The organism is Peribacillus sp., assembly GCF_059453735.1.
The window spans coordinates 1-18,395 of sequence record NZ_JAZVJO010000335.1 but is presented as its reverse complement, the minus strand read 5'-3'; the positions used below and the strand labels follow the sequence as shown (position 1 = coordinate 18,395).

The 18,395-nt window shown below is 41.6% G+C and carries 14 protein-coding genes; 13 read left to right on the top strand and 1 reads right to left on the bottom strand.

Translation table 11 applies throughout. The features are described 5' to 3' along the window. From AC52RT_RS10705 to pyrE, 6 genes are all read left to right on the top strand, one after another. Positions 1-410, top strand: a 410-nt coding sequence (locus tag AC52RT_RS10705; protein WP_495540734.1) for a glutamine amidotransferase-related protein, incomplete at its 5' end; no start/stop codon positions are given. Next, a complete protein-coding gene (gene carB, locus AC52RT_RS10700; protein ID WP_495540733.1) occupies positions 389-3,592 on the top strand; it encodes a carbamoyl-phosphate synthase large subunit in 3,204 nt (1,067 codons plus the stop codon). The genes AC52RT_RS10705 and carB, both read left to right, overlap by 22 nt. Further along, positions 3,589-4,371, top strand: a complete 783-nt coding sequence (locus AC52RT_RS10695) for a dihydroorotate dehydrogenase electron transfer subunit (protein WP_495540732.1) — start codon at positions 3,589-3,591, stop codon at positions 4,369-4,371. Before carB ends, AC52RT_RS10695 begins: the two co-directional genes overlap by 4 nt. Then, the gene (locus AC52RT_RS10690) at positions 4,368-5,279 is read left to right on the top strand and encodes a dihydroorotate dehydrogenase (protein ID WP_495540731.1); all 912 of its coding nucleotides are present in this window, start codon (positions 4,368-4,370) and stop codon (positions 5,277-5,279) included. Before AC52RT_RS10695 ends, AC52RT_RS10690 begins: the two co-directional genes overlap by 4 nt. A gap of 1 nt (position 5,280) precedes the next feature. Next, a complete protein-coding gene (gene pyrF, locus AC52RT_RS10685; protein ID WP_495540730.1) occupies positions 5,281-5,997 on the top strand; it encodes an orotidine-5'-phosphate decarboxylase in 717 nt (238 codons plus the stop codon). Further along, entirely contained in the window at positions 5,994-6,626 is a 633-nt protein-coding gene (gene pyrE, locus AC52RT_RS10680; protein WP_495540729.1) for an orotate phosphoribosyltransferase, read from the top strand. Before pyrF ends, pyrE begins: the two co-directional genes overlap by 4 nt. 718 nt (positions 6,627-7,344) lie before the next feature. Here pyrE and AC52RT_RS10675 read toward each other — a convergent pair. Then, positions 7,345-9,060, bottom strand: a complete 1,716-nt coding sequence (locus AC52RT_RS10675; protein WP_495540728.1) for an Rqc2 family fibronectin-binding protein — start codon at positions 9,058-9,060, stop codon at positions 7,345-7,347. A 243-nt stretch (positions 9,061-9,303) separates the two neighbouring features. Between AC52RT_RS10675 and AC52RT_RS10670 the strand changes: the two genes are divergently transcribed. The 7 genes from AC52RT_RS10670 to priA all read left to right on the top strand — a co-directional run bounded on the left by AC52RT_RS10670 (position 9,304) and on the right by priA (position 18,101). Then, positions 9,304-11,979, top strand: coding sequence for a calcium-translocating P-type ATPase, SERCA-type (locus tag AC52RT_RS10670; protein ID WP_495540735.1), 2,676 nt, complete (start codon positions 9,304-9,306; stop codon positions 11,977-11,979). A 221-nt stretch (positions 11,980-12,200) separates the two neighbouring features. Next, positions 12,201-13,073 carry a YicC/YloC family endoribonuclease gene (locus AC52RT_RS10665; protein ID WP_495540727.1) on the top strand — a complete coding sequence of 291 codons (873 nt, stop codon included), beginning with the start codon at positions 12,201-12,203 and terminating at the stop codon, positions 13,071-13,073. A 54-nt stretch (positions 13,074-13,127) separates the two neighbouring features. Continuing rightward, positions 13,128-13,391: an extracellular matrix/biofilm regulator RemA gene (gene remA, locus AC52RT_RS10660; protein ID WP_040374007.1), complete on the top strand. Its 264-nt coding sequence runs from the start codon at positions 13,128-13,130 to the stop codon at positions 13,389-13,391. A 9-nt stretch (positions 13,392-13,400) separates the two neighbouring features. Further along, positions 13,401-14,015 carry a guanylate kinase gene (gene gmk, locus AC52RT_RS10655; RefSeq protein WP_040374006.1) on the top strand — a complete coding sequence of 205 codons (615 nt, stop codon included), beginning with the start codon at positions 13,401-13,403 and terminating at the stop codon, positions 14,013-14,015. 2 nt (positions 14,016-14,017) lie between these two features. Continuing rightward, entirely contained in the window at positions 14,018-14,224 is a 207-nt protein-coding gene (gene rpoZ / locus AC52RT_RS10650; RefSeq protein ID WP_040374005.1) for a DNA-directed RNA polymerase subunit omega, read from the top strand. Between the two features lie 253 nt (positions 14,225-14,477). Next, positions 14,478-15,683, top strand: coding sequence for a bifunctional phosphopantothenoylcysteine decarboxylase/phosphopantothenate--cysteine ligase CoaBC (gene coaBC / locus AC52RT_RS10645; RefSeq protein ID WP_495540726.1), 1,206 nt, complete (start codon positions 14,478-14,480; stop codon positions 15,681-15,683). 6 nt (positions 15,684-15,689) lie between these two features. After that, positions 15,690-18,101: a primosomal protein N' gene (gene priA / locus AC52RT_RS10640; RefSeq protein ID WP_495540725.1), complete on the top strand. Its 2,412-nt coding sequence runs from the start codon at positions 15,690-15,692 to the stop codon at positions 18,099-18,101. Positions 18,102-18,395 lie beyond the last annotated feature (294 nt).

Genomic DNA, 18,395 nt, shown 5'->3' with positions numbered 1-18,395 from the left:
TACAGGGAGTACAGGGGAAGGTACCGTTATTTGGAATCTGTCTCGGTCATCAACTGTTTGCACTGGCAAATGGAGCAGAAACAGAAAAAATGAAATTTGGTCATAGAGGATCTAATCATCCTGTAAAAGATCTGCAGACTGGAAAAGTTGCGTTAACGTCACAAAATCATGGATACACGGTGGATGAAGAATCACTTTCTAAAACGGAACTTAAAGTCACACATGTCGCGTTAAATGATGGGACAGTTGAAGGGTTAAAACACAAAACACTTCAGGCATTTACCGTGCAATATCATCCAGAAGCGTCGCCGGGTCCAGAAGATGCCAATTATCTGTTTGATCAATTTATTCAGATGATGGATTTGAACAAATCTAAGGGGGAACTAACATGCCAAAACGTACAGATATAAAGAGTATTCTTGTCATCGGATCGGGTCCAATTGTCATCGGTCAAGCAGCCGAATTTGATTATGCAGGTACACAAGCTTGTATGGCGTTGAAAGAGGAAGGCTATCGTGTCATCCTGATTAACTCAAATCCTGCGACGATTATGACAGATAGTGAAATGGCAGATGCAGTTTATATCGAACCGATTACCTTAGAATTTGTCAGCAAAATTATTCGGAAAGAACGGCCGCACGCACTGCTGCCGACTCTTGGCGGACAAACAGGTTTAAACATGGCCATTGAATTAGCGAACGCAGGTGTACTTGAAGAATGTAACGTTCAAATTCTCGGTACGAAACTATCAGCGATACATCAAGCGGAAGACCGGGAATTATTCCGAACGCTGATGAATGAACTAGGAGAACCTGTTCCGGACAGTGATATTATCCATTCACTTGAAGAAGCCTACAAATTTGTAGAGCGGGTAGATTATCCGGTCATCGTTCGACCGGCTTTCACCTTAGGCGGTACTGGCGGCGGGATCTGTTCGACTGAAGAAGAGTTAATTGAAATAGTAAGCGGCGGACTGAAAATTAGTCCTGTTCACCAGTGTTTACTTGAAAAAAGTATAGCTGGATTTAAGGAAATCGAATACGAGGTAATGCGTGATGCAAATGATAACGCAATTGTTGTCTGTAATATGGAAAATTTCGACCCTGTCGGCGTACATACTGGAGATTCAATCGTTACAGCACCTAGTCAAACCCTAAGCGACCGGGAGTATCAGATGCTTAGAAATACGTCACTAAAGATTATTCGTGCCTTGAAAATTGAAGGTGGGTGTAACGTTCAACTTGCGCTCGATCCCTACAGCTATCAATATTACGTGATAGAAGTGAATCCGCGGGTCAGCCGCTCCTCTGCCCTTGCCTCGAAAGCTACAGGCTACCCAATCGCTAAGCTTGCTGCAAAAATAGCTGTCGGACTAACCCTCGATGAAATGATGAACCCGGTTACAGAGAAAACATATGCAAGCTTTGAGCCGACTCTCGATTACGTAGTTACAAAGATTCCACGCTGGCCGTTTGATAAGTTTGAATCGGCAAATCGAACTCTTGGTACACAAATGAAAGCGACTGGAGAAGTCATGGCGATAGGACGGACGTTTGAGGAGTCTATTTTAAAAGCGGTTCGATCACTTGAAGCGGGGATTTATCATCTTGAATTAAACGAACATGTTGAGGATGAATTGATTGAAAAACGGATTAGGAAAGCAGGAGATGAACGGTTATTCTATATCGGTGAAGCCTTAAGAAGGGGAGTTACGATTGAAGCTATTCATGAATGGAGCCAGATTGATTCCTTCTTTTTATCTAAACTGAGGAACATTGTTGACTATGAAGAAATCCTTCAAGCAAATCCATATACTGAAGAGGTTCTGAAGACAGCTAAAAGAATGGGTTTCTCTGATAAAAAAATCGCTTCACTTTGGAATGAAAAAGAAAAAAACGTTTACGACTGGCGCACAGCTCAAGGAATAATCCCTGTTTATAAAATGGTCGACACATGTGCGGCAGAATTTGAATCGGAAACACCATATTTTTATGGGACTTATGAAGATGAAAATGAATCCTTCGTAACCAAACGCGAAAGCGTCGTTGTCTTAGGCTCAGGTCCTATCAGAATTGGTCAGGGAGTAGAGTTTGACTATGCTACCGTTCATTCAGTTTGGGCGATTAAGGAAGCTGGATACGAAGCGATCATTATAAACAATAATCCAGAGACCGTATCTACTGATTTTAGTATCTCGGATAAGCTCTATTTTGAGCCGCTGACGATTGAAGATGTCATGCACGTGATTGATTTGGAGAAACCACTAGGCGTTATTGTCCAATTTGGCGGACAGACAGCTATTAATCTAGCGGAACAGCTCGAAGAACATGGTGTGAAGATTCTAGGGACATCTTTAGAAGATATTGACTGTGCAGAAAATCGGGATAAATTTGAACATGCATTAAAGACACTAGGCGTTCCTCAGCCTGAAGGGAAAACTGCTGTGGCAATAGAAGAGGCAGTTGAAATTGCCAATGAAATCGGCTACCCGGTGTTAGTTCGTCCTTCGTATGTGTTAGGCGGTCGAGCAATGGAAATTGTTTATAAAGAAGATGAATTAATACATTACATGAAGCATGCTGTGAAGATCAACCCTGAACACCCAGTGTTAATTGACCGATACCTAACAGGGAAAGAAATAGAAGTGGACGCCATTTCAGATGGGGTAAATGTCGTGATTCCCGGTATTATGGAGCATATTGAACGGGCAGGAGTCCATTCCGGAGATTCCATTGCGGTCTATCCGCCGCAAAGTCTAACAGCGCAACAAAAGGCCGCAATCGTTGATTATACTATCCAGCTTGCTAGAGGGTTGAATATCATAGGCTTACTAAACATCCAATATGTTATTAGTAAAGAAGAAATCTTTTGTATTGAGGTGAATCCACGATCAAGTCGGACCGTCCCTTTTATTAGTAAAATTACGAATATTCCAATGGCAAACTTGGCTACGAAAGTTATCCTCGGATCTTCCTTAACATCCCTTGGCTATCAAACGGGCTTAGTACCGGAGAAAGCTGGCGTTTATGTGAAGGTGCCTGTCTTCTCCTTTGCTAAATTACGGAGGGTAGATATCACCTTAGGACCTGAAATGAAATCGACAGGCGAAGTAATGGGAAAAGATACAACGCTTGAAAAAGCTCTATATAAAGGGTTAGTCGCTTCAGGTATAAAAATCAAGGAATATGGTGCGGTACTGTTAACGATTGCAGACAAGGATAAAGAAGAAGCACTTCAATTAGCACGTCGTTTTCATAACATCGGATACAGACTGATTGCTACAAGCGGAACGGCACAAATGCTGAAGGCTGCTGATATCCCGACAGAAATTGTCGAGAAAATCGATTCATCAGAGCATAACTTACTTGATGTCATTCGTAATGGAGAAGCACAGCTAATTATTAATACGCTGACAAAAGGTAAACAACCTTTAAGAGATGGCTTTAGAATCCGTCGTGAAGCAGTTGAAAACGGCATCCCATGTATGACCTCTCTTGATACGGCGGAAGCTATTTTACGAGTGTTTGAGTCTATGACTTTCACAGCGGAGACAATGGGGAAATCAGAGACTCATGAGGTGGTTCATTTATGATTAAAAACGAATGTATGACGGTAAAAAGTCAAAAACAAATCGCAGCAGCCATTTTTGAAATAACACTTTCAGGCGAACTGGTTTCTGCCATGGACCAGCCAGGACAATTTGTTCATCTAAAGGCAAGTGACCAGCTGGATCCGCTTTTGAGAAGACCGATTAGCATCTGTTCCATTAATCAAGATCGAAAAGAATTTACCATGATTTATCGAGCAGATGGAAAAGGTACTAAGCTATTATCGCAAAAGAAGATACATGAAACGATTGATGTTCTGGGTCCGCTTGGAAACGGATTTCCAGTCGGAGAGGCGTCTTTTGGAGAAACGGTGCTTTTGGTGGGGGGCGGGATTGGCGTTCCGCCCTTATATGAACTCTCAAAGAGGCTCAGGTTTTCGGGGGTCAATGTCATTCACATCCTAGGCTTTCAAAATAAGCAGGCTGTTTTTTATGAAGCAGAGTTTGCTGGACTCGGTGAAACGTATATCGCAACCGCTGATGGGTCCTATGGGATTCACGGCTATGTGACAGATGTTATTTCTTCACTTGTAAACTCTTTTACAACCATCTATTCATGCGGACCAACCATGATGCTGAGGGCCATTGAAAAGGAATATGGAGCAGATAAAAAAGTCTTTCTATCACTTGAAGAACGGATGGGCTGCGGCATCGGTGCCTGCTTTGCTTGTGTATGTCATACAGCTGATGACCCTGATGGCTTCAGTTATAAAAAAGTTTGCAGTGATGGTCCTGTATTCCGGGCAGGGGAGGTTGTTATATGAACAGACTATCTGTTGAATTACCAGGCCTTTCATTGAAAAATCCTATTATGCCGGCATCTGGCTGCTTTGGATTCGGCCGAGAATACAGTCAGTTCTATGAGTTAAGCAAGCTTGGGGCAATTATGATTAAAGCAACTACACCTGAGCCTCGTTTTGGGAATCCTACGCCTCGGGTAGCAGAAACCGCAGCAGGGATGCTTAATGCCATTGGTTTACAGAATCCTGGATTAAAAAAAGTGATTTCGGAAGAATTGCCTTGGTTAGCTCAATATGATGTCCCGGTGATTGCGAATATTGCCGGGTCAAAAATCGAGGATTATGTTGCAGTTGCTGCGGAAATTAGTCAAGCACCTAATGTAAGGGCATTAGAACTTAATATATCGTGTCCAAATGTCAAAGAAGGCGGTCTAGCTTTTGGCACCATCCCAGAAGTAGCAAAAGAAGTGACAAAAGCCGTTAAAGCTGTTTCAGAGGTTCCGGTATATGTTAAATTATCACCGAATGTCACAGATATTGTTGAGATGGCTAAGGCTGTGGAAGCAGGCGGGGCAGACGGGTTGACCATGATTAATACACTGCTTGGCATGCGTCTAGATATACGAACAGCAAAGCCAATCCTTGCTAACAGGAGCGGGGGGTTATCCGGTCCAGCCATTAAGCCGGTAGCCATCCGCATGATTCATGAAGTAAGTCAGCATGTTTCCATCCCGATTATTGGTATGGGTGGAATTAATTCTTGTGAAGATGTCATTGAGTTCTTGTATGCGGGTGCAAGTGCAGTTGGAATCGGAACAGCTAATTTCTCAGATCCGTTTATTTGTTCCAAACTGATCGATGAGCTGCCCCAGCTGCTTGATGAATTAGGAATCGAACATCTATCTGAATGTACAGGAAGGAGCTGGAGATGATTTGAAAAACGCTCTAATCGTTGCGCTTGATTTCCCTGGAGCAGCAGAAACATATACTTTTTTAGATCAGTTTGAAGAAGAAAAGCTGTTTGTTAAGATCGGTATGGAACTGTTTTACAGCGGTGGACCTTCGATAATAGGCCGTATTAAGGAAAGGGGACATGGGGTTTTTCTTGATTTAAAACTTCATGATATCCCCCATACCGTAATGAAAGCCATGAAGAATATCGCTCTACTTGATGTAGATTTAGTCACGGTTCATGCAGCTGGCGGCAAACTAATGATGGAAGCTGCACTTGAGGGGCTTGAGGCTGGAACGCCGGCAGGGAAAAAGCGTTCAGGATGTGTTGCCGTTACGCAGTTAACCAGTACATCTGAAGAGCAAATGAACCAAGAACAATTAATTAAGGGAAAGCTTGAAGATTCTGTCATTCACTACGCTTCACTTACCAAGCAAGCGGGACTGGACGGAGTCGTTTGTTCCACCCATGAAGCAGGGCGAATACATACAGAGGTTGGATCAAGCTTTCTAACGGTTACACCAGGGATTAGACTTGTATCTGGAAATCATCATGATCAAAAGCGGGTTGCTACTCCAGAAGAGGCTAGAAGGCTCGGAGCAGATGCGATAGTCGTCGGCCGAGCGATTACAGAAGATAATAATCCACTGCAGGCCTATCGTACGGTACTGCAAGCATGGGAGGGTGTATTACGATGAAACAGCATATTGCCGCACAATTACTAGAAATAAAAGCTGTTTTCTTGCAGCCGAATGATCCATTTACGTGGTCGTCTGGGATTCAATCCCCCATTTATTGTGATAATCGATTAACGCTATCATACCCTGCTGTACGAAAGGAAATCGCTAGAGGGCTGCAACAATTAATCGAAGAGTACTATGGTGAGGCGGAACTCATTGCTGGTACAGCCACCGCAGGAATTCCCCATGCAGCATGGGTCAGTGATTTAATGAATCTGCCTATGTGCTATGTACGTTCTAAATCAAAAGGCCATGGCAAAGGCAATCAAATCGAAGGAAGAACAAGACAAGGGCAAAAAGTCGTAGTAGTTGAAGATTTAATTTCAACCGGAGGAAGCGTGATTACTGCTGTGGAAGCCCTTCGCGAAGCTGGATGCGAAGTACTAGGGGTGGTCTCCATATTCACTTATGAATTGCAGAAAGGCATAGAAAAACTAGAAGCAAGCGGGATAAAAAATCATTCATTAAGCGACTATTCGACACTTATTAAGGTCGCGGCTGAAAGGAATTACATCGCCCCTGCAGAGATTGAACGATTAACAAAATGGAAACAAAATCCTGAGGACACCTCCTGGATTACCGGCTGACACTTAATCGAGCTCTCATACATGACTGTGTTCGATCCTAACTAGATTCGTGATTCGGGGAGAGTAGGACATCGCCAGGCAACAAGAAAGAAAAGATCAGCTGCATAGCTGGTCTTTGTGTTTTTTAGATGGTGGATTAATTAAATTAGTAGATATAGTCACAAGTCAGCGCTTCTTCTTAAAAAAGTGTATTTAAAGAATATTTACAATCAGGGAGAACTCAACAAGCTGTAGTGCATTAAAAATAAAGTGAAACGGTATACCCTGTGGGGTATTTTAGCGCCAAAAATAGTGCCCAGACGGGAATAAGCTGTCTCTAGACGGGAAAAAGCAGGATCCAGACGGGATTATCACGATCTCAGACGGGAATATGTTTACTCCTGACGGGATTAACAGCCGGATAAGCATAAAAATAGAAAAAATACCCCCTACAGAGTCAGTATGTATTCTTAAAATGTGGATTCCCCACGATGCGTTAAAAGAATGGCGACACATTTTAACAAAATCATAATCCAACACCATTTGGAATGACCCCTTTTATGTCAGACTCATTAATATTATGTGAATTATTTTCTTTATTATTTACCATTGAACAGTACGAATTGATTTTAGACCCATGAAGGAGAATATGCATAGAAGTAGTTAGACTGACAAACTGATAACGTAAATATTTAATAGAAAAAGGCTGCCGAGAAAAAATCTCGACAGCCTTTTAACATTATTTATTTTCATTTTTTAAAGCGATGACACCATCTGCATCAGGCGTTACATAGACTGTTTGCTGGTTATCATAGATAACAAATCCAGGCTTCGAGCCATTTGGCTTTTTAACGTGACGGACTTTCGTGTAATCGACCGGTACGGAGCTGGAATCTTTTGCTTTACTAAAGTAAGCCGCTAACATGGCTGCTTCAAGTATGGTTTGGTCACTTGGATTTTCACTTCGAATCACAACGTGAGAGCCCGGAATATCTTTGGTATGGAACCATAGTTCGTCTCGGCGGGCAAATTTATTTGTTAGATAATCATTTTGTTTGTTATTTTTACCTACAAAAATCTCGTCTCCAGCACTTGAGTAATAGGTTTCGAGCTGTGGTTTTGCATTAGCCGATTTTTTCATACCCTTTTTCTGTTTTTTACGGATATACCCTTCTTCTTGTAACTCTTCACGTATTTCTTCAATATCTCTCGGTGATGCAGATTGAAGCTGCTGATAGAGCATTTCGAAATAATTCAATTCATGTTCAGCTTTCTCAATTTGCTCTAGAACAAAACCAACGGCATTCTTGGATTTTTGATATTTAGAAAAATATTTTTGTGCATTGTCTGAAGGTGACAGCTGTGGGTTCAGCGGAATCGTTACGAAAGAAGCTTCTTCGTAATAATTCGCGACGGTAATATCTTTCATTCCTCGTTTCATCTGATAGAGGTTAGCTGTTAATAGTTCACCAAACAGCTGATATTCTTCACCGCGTTCTGTATCCTTTAACGTTTTTTTCAGCTTACCGATTTTTTTTTCATTCTTTTCTAATTCATTTGATACGAATCGTTCCAAATCTTGTCCTTGTTGTTTAACGCGATCTCGCGCCGCTTTTCCAAAATAGTAGCGATCTAACAGCTCGCTGAGAGTAGGGAACGATTTCACGTCCGTACCAAGATGTTCTAGTGGGATCATATAAAACGCTTGTTTTCCATTGGCATTCATTAGGGACGGAGAATATTCCTTGTTAGAAAGCGTATGAATTAAAGAGATGAAAGCATTAGGAAGAGTTGTACTATTAGCTAATCCCGCACGATAGACGACCTCAAGGGCAAACATTGGGGAGATACCGGTAAATGCTCCAACTAGCTGTTTATTTAATTTCCCGCTGTTAAAATCAATTGCTTGACCTATTGTTTCCGCAGTGGCTGTGAATGGGTCTGCTTTCTCCTGTGTTGGCGGAGCAATATATTCTTGTCCAGGAAGGATTGACCGGTAGCTATTCACAGCAGAGGATACATGTTTAATACTGTCGAGAATCATATTTCGCTCTTTATCAATTAGAATAATATTGCTGTGGCGGCCCATAATTTCGACGATAAGTAGTTTTTTTGATAAATCCCCGAGTTCATTTCGTCCAGAAACCTCTAGAGTAATCATCCGATCAAGCCCTGTTTGGTAGATATCGTCGATTGTATATCCTTCAAGATGCTTCCGAAGCAGCATACAAAACATTGGCGGCTCTTTAGGATTTTCATATTCTTCCTCAGTGATTTGAGCTCTTGCGTAACTTGGGTGTGCTGAAAGTAACAGCTTATAATTTTTGCGTCCTGAACGAACGACAAGAATTAATTCATTTTTATAAGGCTGATGTACTTTACTAATTCTTCCGCCTTTGAGTACTGTTGAAATTTCTTCTGTCATTGCTTTTGTAAATAAACCATCAAAAGACATATATGTAACTCCCTATTCGTAATTTAGTCGTTGCTTACTATTCGGCCTAGGTCATTCTTTTTTAATCCTACTATCCATTGTAATTATAGCATGTTTTAGGACGAGTCTGAATAAGCATGGAAGAAGAGAGCTGCCGAAGAAAGACATCCGAAAGGCGTAATGTGTATGAAGGATCTTTGCCGCTGCGCTATTTAGGTTAGAAATGGCGATAAGTAATCTATGTGGAGGATGTGTGATACTCAAATGACGTTCCGCGAAATGAATATTGTAGATTTGGAAACTGCTCTTCAAACTGACAAAGATGTGGGGATAACGGAAACGGAAGCTAGAAAAAGGCAGAATGAGCAGGGCTTTAATGAATTGCAAGCTGGAGAAAAACAGTCGGTTATCCTGCTTTTCTTTGCACAGTTTAAGGATTTCATGGTGCTTGTGCTCCTTGCAGCGACCTTGATCTCTGGGCTCCTTGGTGAATATATTGATGCAATCGCTATAATAGCCATCATTTTAATGAATGGTCTGCTTGGGTTTTATCAGGAACGCCGTGCCGAGAAGTCTCTAGATGCGTTGAAGGAAATGGCTGCACCGCAGATTTACGTTCTTCGAGATGGGGAATGGAGGAAAATCCCATCACGTGAAGCGGTTGTAGGAGATATCATTAAATTTATAAGCGGCGATCGGATTGGTGCGGATGTACGACTGATCGAAGCATACAGTCTTGAAATTGAAGAATCAGCTTTGACCGGAGAATCTGTTCCATCGGTTAAACAATCTGAATCACTCCATTTTCCTGCTGAAGGCATTGGTGATGAAGAAAATATGGCTTTCATGGGTACGATGGTTTCACGCGGAAGCGGGATAGGGATCATTGTTGGTACAGGCATGAATACAGCAATGGGGAAAATTGCCGATTTGCTTCAATCAGCGGAGACGCAGGATACACCCCTTCAGCTCAGGCTTGAACAGCTCGGGAAAATTTTAATAACAACGGCACTGTTTTTGACTCTTATTGTCGTTGTTACTGGGATCTTACAAGGAAACCCTTTGTATACGATGTTCTTAGCCGGTGTTTCATTAGCTGTTGCAGCCATTCCAGAAGGGTTACCTGCCATTGTGACAGTTGCGCTTTCTCTAGGTGTTCAACGAATGATTAAGAAGAATGCGATCGTTCGGAAACTGCCAGCAGTAGAGACGCTAGGCTGTGCTTCAGTCATCTGTTCTGACAAAACTGGAACTATGACCCAAAATAAAATGACGGTCACGCATCTTTGGAGCGGCGGGAGTACCTGGCAAGTTACGGGAACTGGGTATGCACCTTCAGGAGAGTTTTACTACGGCGAACGAGCCGTGCAGCCAAAGGGGAATAAAACGCTTTTTCAGCTCCTGACATTTGGGATGCTTTGTAATAATTCTGAGCTTATTTTAAAAAAAGATCGATTTACTTTGAACGGAGATCCGACAGAGGGGGCAATGTTAGTCGCTGCCATGAAAGCAGGGCTGAATCGGGAGAATGTTTTTGAACAGTTTACAATCGTAAAGGAATTTCCATTTGACTCTACACGTAAAATGATGAGTGTAATTGTCAAGGACAACCAAGGGAAGCATTTTGTTGTAGCGAAGGGTGCACCTGACGTGATGATTTCACATAGCAGTACGATTCTCTGGCAAGAACGAGTCGTTCGTATCAGTGAGTATCAAACACAGATTCAGGAAGCAATTAACGGTCTTGCACAGCAGGCGCTCCGAACAATTGCGATTGGGTATAAGCCGATTCCGCCGGGAACGGTGTTACTCCATGAATCTGAGGCTGAAAGTGACTTAATTTACTTTGGACTTCACGGAATGATTGATCCTCCACGCCCCGAGGTGAAGGAAGCCGTGCAGGAGGCTAGGGAAGCAGGAATAAAGACGGTAATGATCACTGGTGACCATGTTGCGACTGCCAAGGCTATTGCTGGCCAATTGGGAATTTTAAGAGGTAAGGAAAGAGTGTTAGAGGGCAAAGAATTAGCTGAAATGACAGTTGACCAGCTGGGAGACATTGTCGAGGATGTAGCAGTGTTTGCCAGAGTATCTCCAGAGCATAAGTTGAAAATTGTACGTGCTTTGCAAAACAATGGCCATATTGTAGCGATGACCGGTGATGGTGTAAATGATGCCCCTGCCATTAAAGCAGCAGATATCGGTATTTCCATGGGAATCACCGGAACAGATGTTGCAAAAGAAGCCTCTTCCTTAATTTTACTTGATGATAATTTTGCAACCATAAAAGCGGCAATCAAAGAAGGACGGAATATTTATGAAAATATTCGTAAATTTATCCGGTACTTATTAGCGTCAAATGTAGGCGAAATTTTAGTCATGTTTTTTGCGATGGTATTTGCTTTACCGCTTCCATTAATTCCAATTCAAATTCTCTGGGTAAACCTTGTAACAGATGGTCTACCGGCAATGGCTTTAGGTCTTGATAAAGCGGAAAGTGATGTCATGAAGAGAGATCCGCGGGATCCTAAAGAAGGAGTATTCGCAAGAGGACTTGGCTGGAAGATTATTTCAAGAGGGTTTTTAATTGGGATCTCTACCCTGATCGCGTTTATTGTGATTTATAAAAATAATCCGGATAATCTTGTTTATGCTCAAACCATTGCTTTTACAACATTAGTTTTAGCTCAGCTGATTCATGTGTTTGATTGCCGAAGTGAACGATCCATCTTTTCACGAAATCCATTTGGTAATATGTACCTCGTTGGGGCTGTTATTTCATCACTGGTTTTATTATTAGTCGTTATTTATTACCCGCCTCTTCAGGTGATTTTTCATACTGTACCCATTGCACCGCGGGATTGGCTGCTCGTTACAGGGATGGCATCTATTCCAACTTTTTTACTGGCAGGGTCTATTTTAATAAGAAAAACAAGGTAAGGTATGGTATAATTCGAAAGGTAGTAGAGTTTCTCTATTACCTTTTTATTTTTTATAGAAAAGTTAGTCCGTAATTAGGTGCTTAGCTGACGTAGATAGGCGGTTCACAGGAAAATGCTTATTTTCATCCGCAGGTTTATTTATTGCGGCTTCTTTTGACCAAATAGATTCAGAAGACCAAGTCGGGTAATAGTGATTATGCATGGAATGGAAGTGGCGCCATGATCGTGAGTATGACAGGATACGGCCGGGGAAGTGCTCAAGACGGAGTGACAAAAGTGATGGTTGAAATGAAAACAGTCAATCATCGTTTTTGTGAGTTTATCGTCCGTATGCCGCGCCAGCTAATGATTTTAGAAGAAAAAGTTAAAAAAAAAGCAAGTCAATATATTAGAAGAGGAAGAGCTGAACTATTTATAACCGTAGAAGGCGATGGGCTTGTCACGAAAAAACTGCAGCTTGATTGGAGTTTGACAGAACAATTCTTTTCCCATATGGAAACAGTTCAAGCCAAATATGGAATAGCAGGTCCTTCTTTACATGACATGCTTCAAGTTGAGAATATTCTTTTTGTGGAAGAAGAAAATAATGAAAATAAAGAGCTCGAAGGTATCTTGTTTTCAGCCCTTACAGAGGCACTTGAATCACTGAAAAAAATGAGGAATCAAGAAGGACTAGAATTGAAGAATGACTTATCAGTTCAGGCGGCGAAGATACATAAAAGCATTACGATTATTAAGGAATATGCACCAGAGGTTGCCTTACATTATCGTGAAAAGCTTGTTCAAAGATTAGCAGAGTTTGCTGAAGGGGCAGTAGACGAAAGTCGTTTACTGACAGAAGCTGCTATCTTAGCAGATAAAGCAGATGTGAATGAAGAGTTAACTAGACTTGAAAGTCACTTGCTTCAATTTTCAGAAACCCTTGAAGTGGATGAACCAGTCGGCAGAAAACTTGATTTTCTTGTACAGGAAATGAATAGAGAAGTCAACACGATTGGATCGAAAGCAAATGATTCACGAATGACCAGAGAAGTGGTCGAAATGAAAAGTTTACTTGAAAAAATGAAAGAACAGGTGCAAAATATCGAATAGGTTGATTATGAAGAAACGCTCAAGGCCACACTAGATAATGGATGGAGGATTATAATGTCTATTAAGCTTATGAATATTGGTTTTGGGAATATCGTTTCCGCAAACCGGATTGTGTCGATCGTGAGTCCGGAATCGGCACCAATAAAGCGAATTATTCAAGATGCCCGCGACCGCGGCTCTTTGATAGATGCTACATATGGCAGAAGAACTAGAGCGGTTATTATAACAGACAGTGATCATGTTATTTTATCGGCCGTTCAGCCAGAAACAGTCGCTGCTCGTCTGCATGACAGAGATGACAGCGTGGAAGAGGGGTAAAAGAACGATATGATTGAAAAAGGCTTGTTGATTGTTTTATCCGGTCCATCCGGAGTAGGTAAAGGAACAGTACGTAAAGAGATTTTTTCGCAGCCTGATACGGCTTTTGAATACTCAATCTCGATGACAACTAGGCTTCCCCGTGATGGAGAAGTTGATGGAGTTGATTATTTCTTTAAATCCCGTGAAGAATTCGAAACATTAATTGAACAGGGAAAACTACTGGAATATGCTGAATTTGTCGGCAACTATTACGGAACTCCTGTTGATTATGTTCGTGAAACATTGGATGCAGGGAAAGATGTTTTCTTAGAAATTGAAGTACAAGGGGCTCAACAGGTTCGTGAAAAATTTCCTGAAGGGTTACTTATTTTCTTGGCACCGCCAAGTCTATCAGAGCTTGAAAGCCGTATTACCAATCGCGGAACTGAATCTTCAGAGTTAATTCGCCGGCGGATGCAGGCTGCTAAGGAAGAAATTGAGTTAATGGATTTATACGATTACGTTGTCGAAAATGATCATGTCACTGCAGCAACTAGCCGAATCAATGCTATTGTCATTGCTGAGCACTGCCGTCGTGAAAGAGTGTCTGTTCGATATAAAAAAATGCTGGAGGCTGAATAATTATGTTATATCCATCTATTGATTCATTGTTATTGAAAATTGATTCTAAATACTCGTTGGTGTCTGTTGCAGCAAAACGTGCACGTCAAATGCAAATCAGTAAAGACTGCCGTATTGACAAGCCGGTTTCTCATAAGCCTGTCGGACGTGCGTTAGAAGAAATCTACACAGATGTTTTAACGTATGATAATTCATTCGAAGGAAAATAATTAGTAAGGTTGGTCCTGGGACAGAAATGTCTCGACTGATTCTATACGGGTAAGTTGGGCCTGAACCCCTGTGAACTGGTAGCTGTTAAGGAAACTTTACAGTGCTCTGTTTAGCGGGAGTTCAGGTCTTTTCTTATTTTTGTGCAAAAGCAGTGAGAAGAAATGAGTCTCATTCAAATGGTGTAATAGATGAAAAATTTATCTGTTTCAGTCATAATGAGATAAAAAGACGATCATTCTGGGGGAAAACTGCATGCTTACAAATAAAAAAATACTTTTATGCGTCACAGGAGGAATTGCTGTATATAAAGCAGCAGCCTTAACGAGTAAATTAACGCAAGCTGGTGCGATTGTAAAAGTAATAATGAGTGAATCTGCGCGTCAATTTGTCACGCCGCTCACCTTCCAAGCGCTTTCGCGTAACGATGTATTTACGGATACGTTTGATGAAAAAAATTCAGCTGTGATTGCTCATATTGATTTAGCAGATTGGGCTGATCTTGTACTTGTAGCTCCGGCAACTGCAAATTTGATAGGCAAGCTTGCTAACGGGATAGGCGATGACATGATTACAACTACACTTCTTGCTGTTCAGAATCCAATCTGGCTGGCACCAGCGATGAATGTGCATATGTATGAAAATGCTGCTGTCCAAAAAAATATGATGACACTGAAAAACGATGGCTATCAATTTATTGAACCGTCTGAAGGATATTTGGCGTGCGGCTATGTTGGGAAAGGCCGTCTCGAGGAACCTGAAACCATTGTCAGTCATCTCATTCAGTTTTTTAAAGAAAGTATGGAGCTTCCTCTTCAAGGCAAACGAATGGTCATCACAGCGGGACCGACACGAGAGCATCTCGATCCTGTTCGGTTTATTACGAATCGTTCTACAGGAAAAATGGGTTATGCGCTTGCAGAGCAAGCCGTGAAAATGGGAGCAGAGGTTATTCTGATTTCAGGTCCTGTATCACTTCCAGCACCAGCAGGTGTTGAAATCGTTTCTGTCGATACAGCTGAACAAATGTTTAATGCGGTGATGGAGGTTTATCAGGAGGCAGATGTTGTTATAAAAACAGCAGCCGTTTCAGACTATACACCGAAATATTATCAGTCGCAGAAGATAAAGAAAAAAGCTGGTGATCATACCATAGAATTTGAACGAACTAAGGATATACTATTCCATCTCGGTGCTCAAAAACAACATCAGCTTCTGATTGGATTTGCGGCAGAAACCGAAAATGTGGAAGAGTATGCTCTTACGAAGCTTGAGAAGAAAAATGCCGACATGATTGTCGCTAATAACGTTTCCACGACGGGTGCGGGTTTCGGAACCGATACGAATATTGTGACCATGTTTAAGAAAGATGGAAGTAAGCGTGAACTTCCTATGATGAGCAAGTCAGATACGGCAAAACAAATACTAACCGAGGCAGTCCAGATGTTGAAAAAGGAATGATGCTTAATGAATATAGCTGCGGTTATCGTTGATGTACCAGCGAAGCAGACAGATAGGGAGTTTGATTACAAAATACCTGACAAATGGCTGGGATTGATTCAGCCGGGCATGCGAGTCATTGTCCCTTTTGGACCTAGGATGGTACAAGGATTTGTAACAGGTCTGAAAGATAAAAGTGAATTTGAAAAACTTCGCCAAATTAAAGAACCGATGGATTTAGAGCCGGTTTTAAATAGTGAACTGCTGCAGCTCGGAGATTGGCTGACTTTGAAAGCCATGTGCTTTAAGATTTCTGCTCTTCAAGCAATGCTCCCTTCAGCGATGAAGGCAAAATACGAAAAGGTACTCAAAGTCGCAGGAGATAAAAGAAATCTACTTGATCCGGAGGTACAAAGATTCCTTGCTGATCACGATTCAATTTCTTGGAAAGATGTGATCAATGGCGGCGAAACGGTCCGGTTCCAAAAGGAAGTTCAAAAAGGAAATGTAGAAGTCATTTATCATGTTAAAAACCGTATGAACAAAAAGAAAGTTAAAATGGTTGAAACTATCCTGAGTGTGCAAGAAATGCAAGACGTAATGAATTCTCTCTCGGCAAATGCAAAAAAACAGCAGGAAGTTATACAATACTTCATTGAACATCAAGAAAAAATTCAATTGAAGAACCTGCTTGAAGCTACGGGTGCCTCTAATAGTACGGTTAAAACGCTGGTAGATAAAAAGGTGCTCCGGGAAAGTGATGAAGAAATCTATCGGAATCCATATGAAAATCGAACGTTTGAAAAGTCAAATCCATTTACCTTGACTGACGAACAAGCGGCAGCGTTGTCTCCCATCGTTGCTTCGGTTGAAAAAGATGAGCATGATGTATTTCTTTTATACGGTGTCACAGGCAGCGGAAAGACGGAAGTTTATTTACAAGCAATAGATGCCGTTTTGAAAAAGGGCGGCGAGGCTATTATGTTAGTCCCGGAAATTTCTCTGACTCCTCAAACGGTAAAACGTTTCAAAGAACGATTTGGTGAACAAGTTGCGGTCATGCACAGTGGATTATCTGTCGGAGAAAAGTATGATGAATGGCGGAAAATTCATCGAAAAGAAGTAAAAGTAGTCGTAGGTGCACGCTCCGCGGTTTTTGCGCCTTTTGAGAATTTAGGCTTAATTATTATGGATGAAGAGCATGAATCAAGCTATAAACAAGAAGAAAACCCTCGTTATCATGCCCGCGATGTAGCTATTGAACGAGCTAAAAATCATAAATGTCCTGTTATACTAGGCAGTGCTACTCCTGCATTAGAATCATTTGCACGAGCCCAAAAAGGAGTTTATCAGCTTTTACCGTTAACACGGAGGATGAATAATCATCCGATGCCTAGTGTAGAAATCGTGGATATGAGAGAAGAATTACGTGGTGGTAATCGCTCAATGTTCTCTGAATTGTTATTTGAAAAACTGAAAGAAAGAATAGAACGCGGCGAACAAACCGTATTGATGTTAAATAAGCGGGGCCATTCATCTTTTGTCATGTGCCGAAGCTGCGGCGTGGTTTTGAATTGTCCTAATTGCGACATTTCATTGACCTATCACCGAATGAATCATTCTTTGAAATGTCATTACTGTGCCCATGAAGAAAAGATGCCTTCAATCTGTCCGGAATGCAGCAGTGACCATATACGCTTCTTCGGAACAGGCACGCAAAAGGTGGAAGAAGAAATCACGAAGCTTCTTCCGGAAGCAAGGGTCATTCGGATGGATGTAGATACGACTAGTAAAAAAGGATCTCATGAACGATTGCTGCAGGCATTTGGAGAAGGAAAAGCGGATATACTGCTTGGTACACAAATGATTGCCAAGGGACTGGATTTTCCCAATATTACATTGGTCGGTGTTTTATCCGCTGATACCATGCTTCATTTACCTGATTTCCGATCTTCAGAAAAAACCTTTCAGTTATTGACCCAGGTTAGTGGACGAGCTGGCAGGCATGAGCTTGAAGGGGAAGTGGTTATCCAAACTTATACCCCGGAACACTATAGTGTTGAACTTTCGAGTTATCAGGATTACGATTCCTTCTATGAACGAGAAATGTTTATCAGAAGACAAAATCATTATCCTCCTTATTTTTATATGGCGATGGTAACCGTTTCGCATGAGGACTTAATGAAAACGGTAGCGACCACAGAAAAAATTACGCAATTTTTAGGTGCACGTTTAAGCAAAGGAGCCATTATACTTGGCCCCGTGGCCTCGCCAATCAGCCGGATAAACAATAGATATCGCTATCAATGTCTGATAAAATACAAACGAGAGCCTGAGCTTCAAAGCCTCATGCGATCCATTTTAGAACATTATCAACAAGAAACTGCACAGCAGAAATTGCAAATTAATATCGACTTAAGTCCACAAATAATGATGTAACCACCAGTTGTGCCGATAACACAGCATAAAAAGCTATACACAGCGACACCGGTCAAGTAAAATGAGGGTTTGTGGTCTGATATAGCTCAGGCTGAATTTTAAAAATGGTTCAGCGCTGATGTCCTAGTACAACTAGGATATCTGCGCTTTTATGATGTTACTGGGCATCCAGCTTGCTGTGCAAAAGATGAGAGTCCTCAAAAGGCAAAGAGCGCCTTTTGGTTCTCTCCCTATTTGCTTCGGAGGCTGACCAAGGCGCCTTCACATTTCTTTATTGTCCAGCTGCGGCGCCTA

Excerpts from the sequence above, each read along its gene's own strand:
- carB (WP_495540733.1), top strand. The coding sequence starts at position 389 with ATGCCAAAACGTACAGATATAAAGAGTATTCTTGTCATCGGATCGGGT.
- AC52RT_RS10695 (WP_495540732.1), top strand. The coding sequence starts at position 3,589 with ATGATTAAAAACGAATGTATGACGGTAAAAAGTCAAAAACAAATCGCA.
- AC52RT_RS10690 (WP_495540731.1), top strand. The coding sequence starts at position 4,368 with ATGAACAGACTATCTGTTGAATTACCAGGCCTTTCATTGAAAAATCCT.
- pyrE (WP_495540729.1), top strand. The coding sequence starts at position 5,994 with ATGAAACAGCATATTGCCGCACAATTACTAGAAATAAAAGCTGTTTTC.
- AC52RT_RS10675 (WP_495540728.1), bottom strand. The coding sequence starts at position 9,060 with ATGTCTTTTGATGGTTTATTTACAAAAGCAATGACAGAAGAAATTTCA.
- AC52RT_RS10670 (WP_495540735.1), top strand. The coding sequence starts at position 9,304 with ATGACGTTCCGCGAAATGAATATTGTAGATTTGGAAACTGCTCTTCAA.
- AC52RT_RS10665 (WP_495540727.1), top strand. The coding sequence starts at position 12,201 with ATGATCGTGAGTATGACAGGATACGGCCGGGGAAGTGCTCAAGACGGA.
- remA (WP_040374007.1), top strand. The coding sequence starts at position 13,128 with ATGTCTATTAAGCTTATGAATATTGGTTTTGGGAATATCGTTTCCGCA.
- gmk (WP_040374006.1), top strand. The coding sequence starts at position 13,401 with ATGATTGAAAAAGGCTTGTTGATTGTTTTATCCGGTCCATCCGGAGTA.
- rpoZ (WP_040374005.1), top strand. The coding sequence starts at position 14,018 with ATGTTATATCCATCTATTGATTCATTGTTATTGAAAATTGATTCTAAA.
- coaBC (WP_495540726.1), top strand. The coding sequence starts at position 14,478 with ATGCTTACAAATAAAAAAATACTTTTATGCGTCACAGGAGGAATTGCT.
- priA (WP_495540725.1), top strand. The coding sequence starts at position 15,690 with ATGAATATAGCTGCGGTTATCGTTGATGTACCAGCGAAGCAGACAGAT.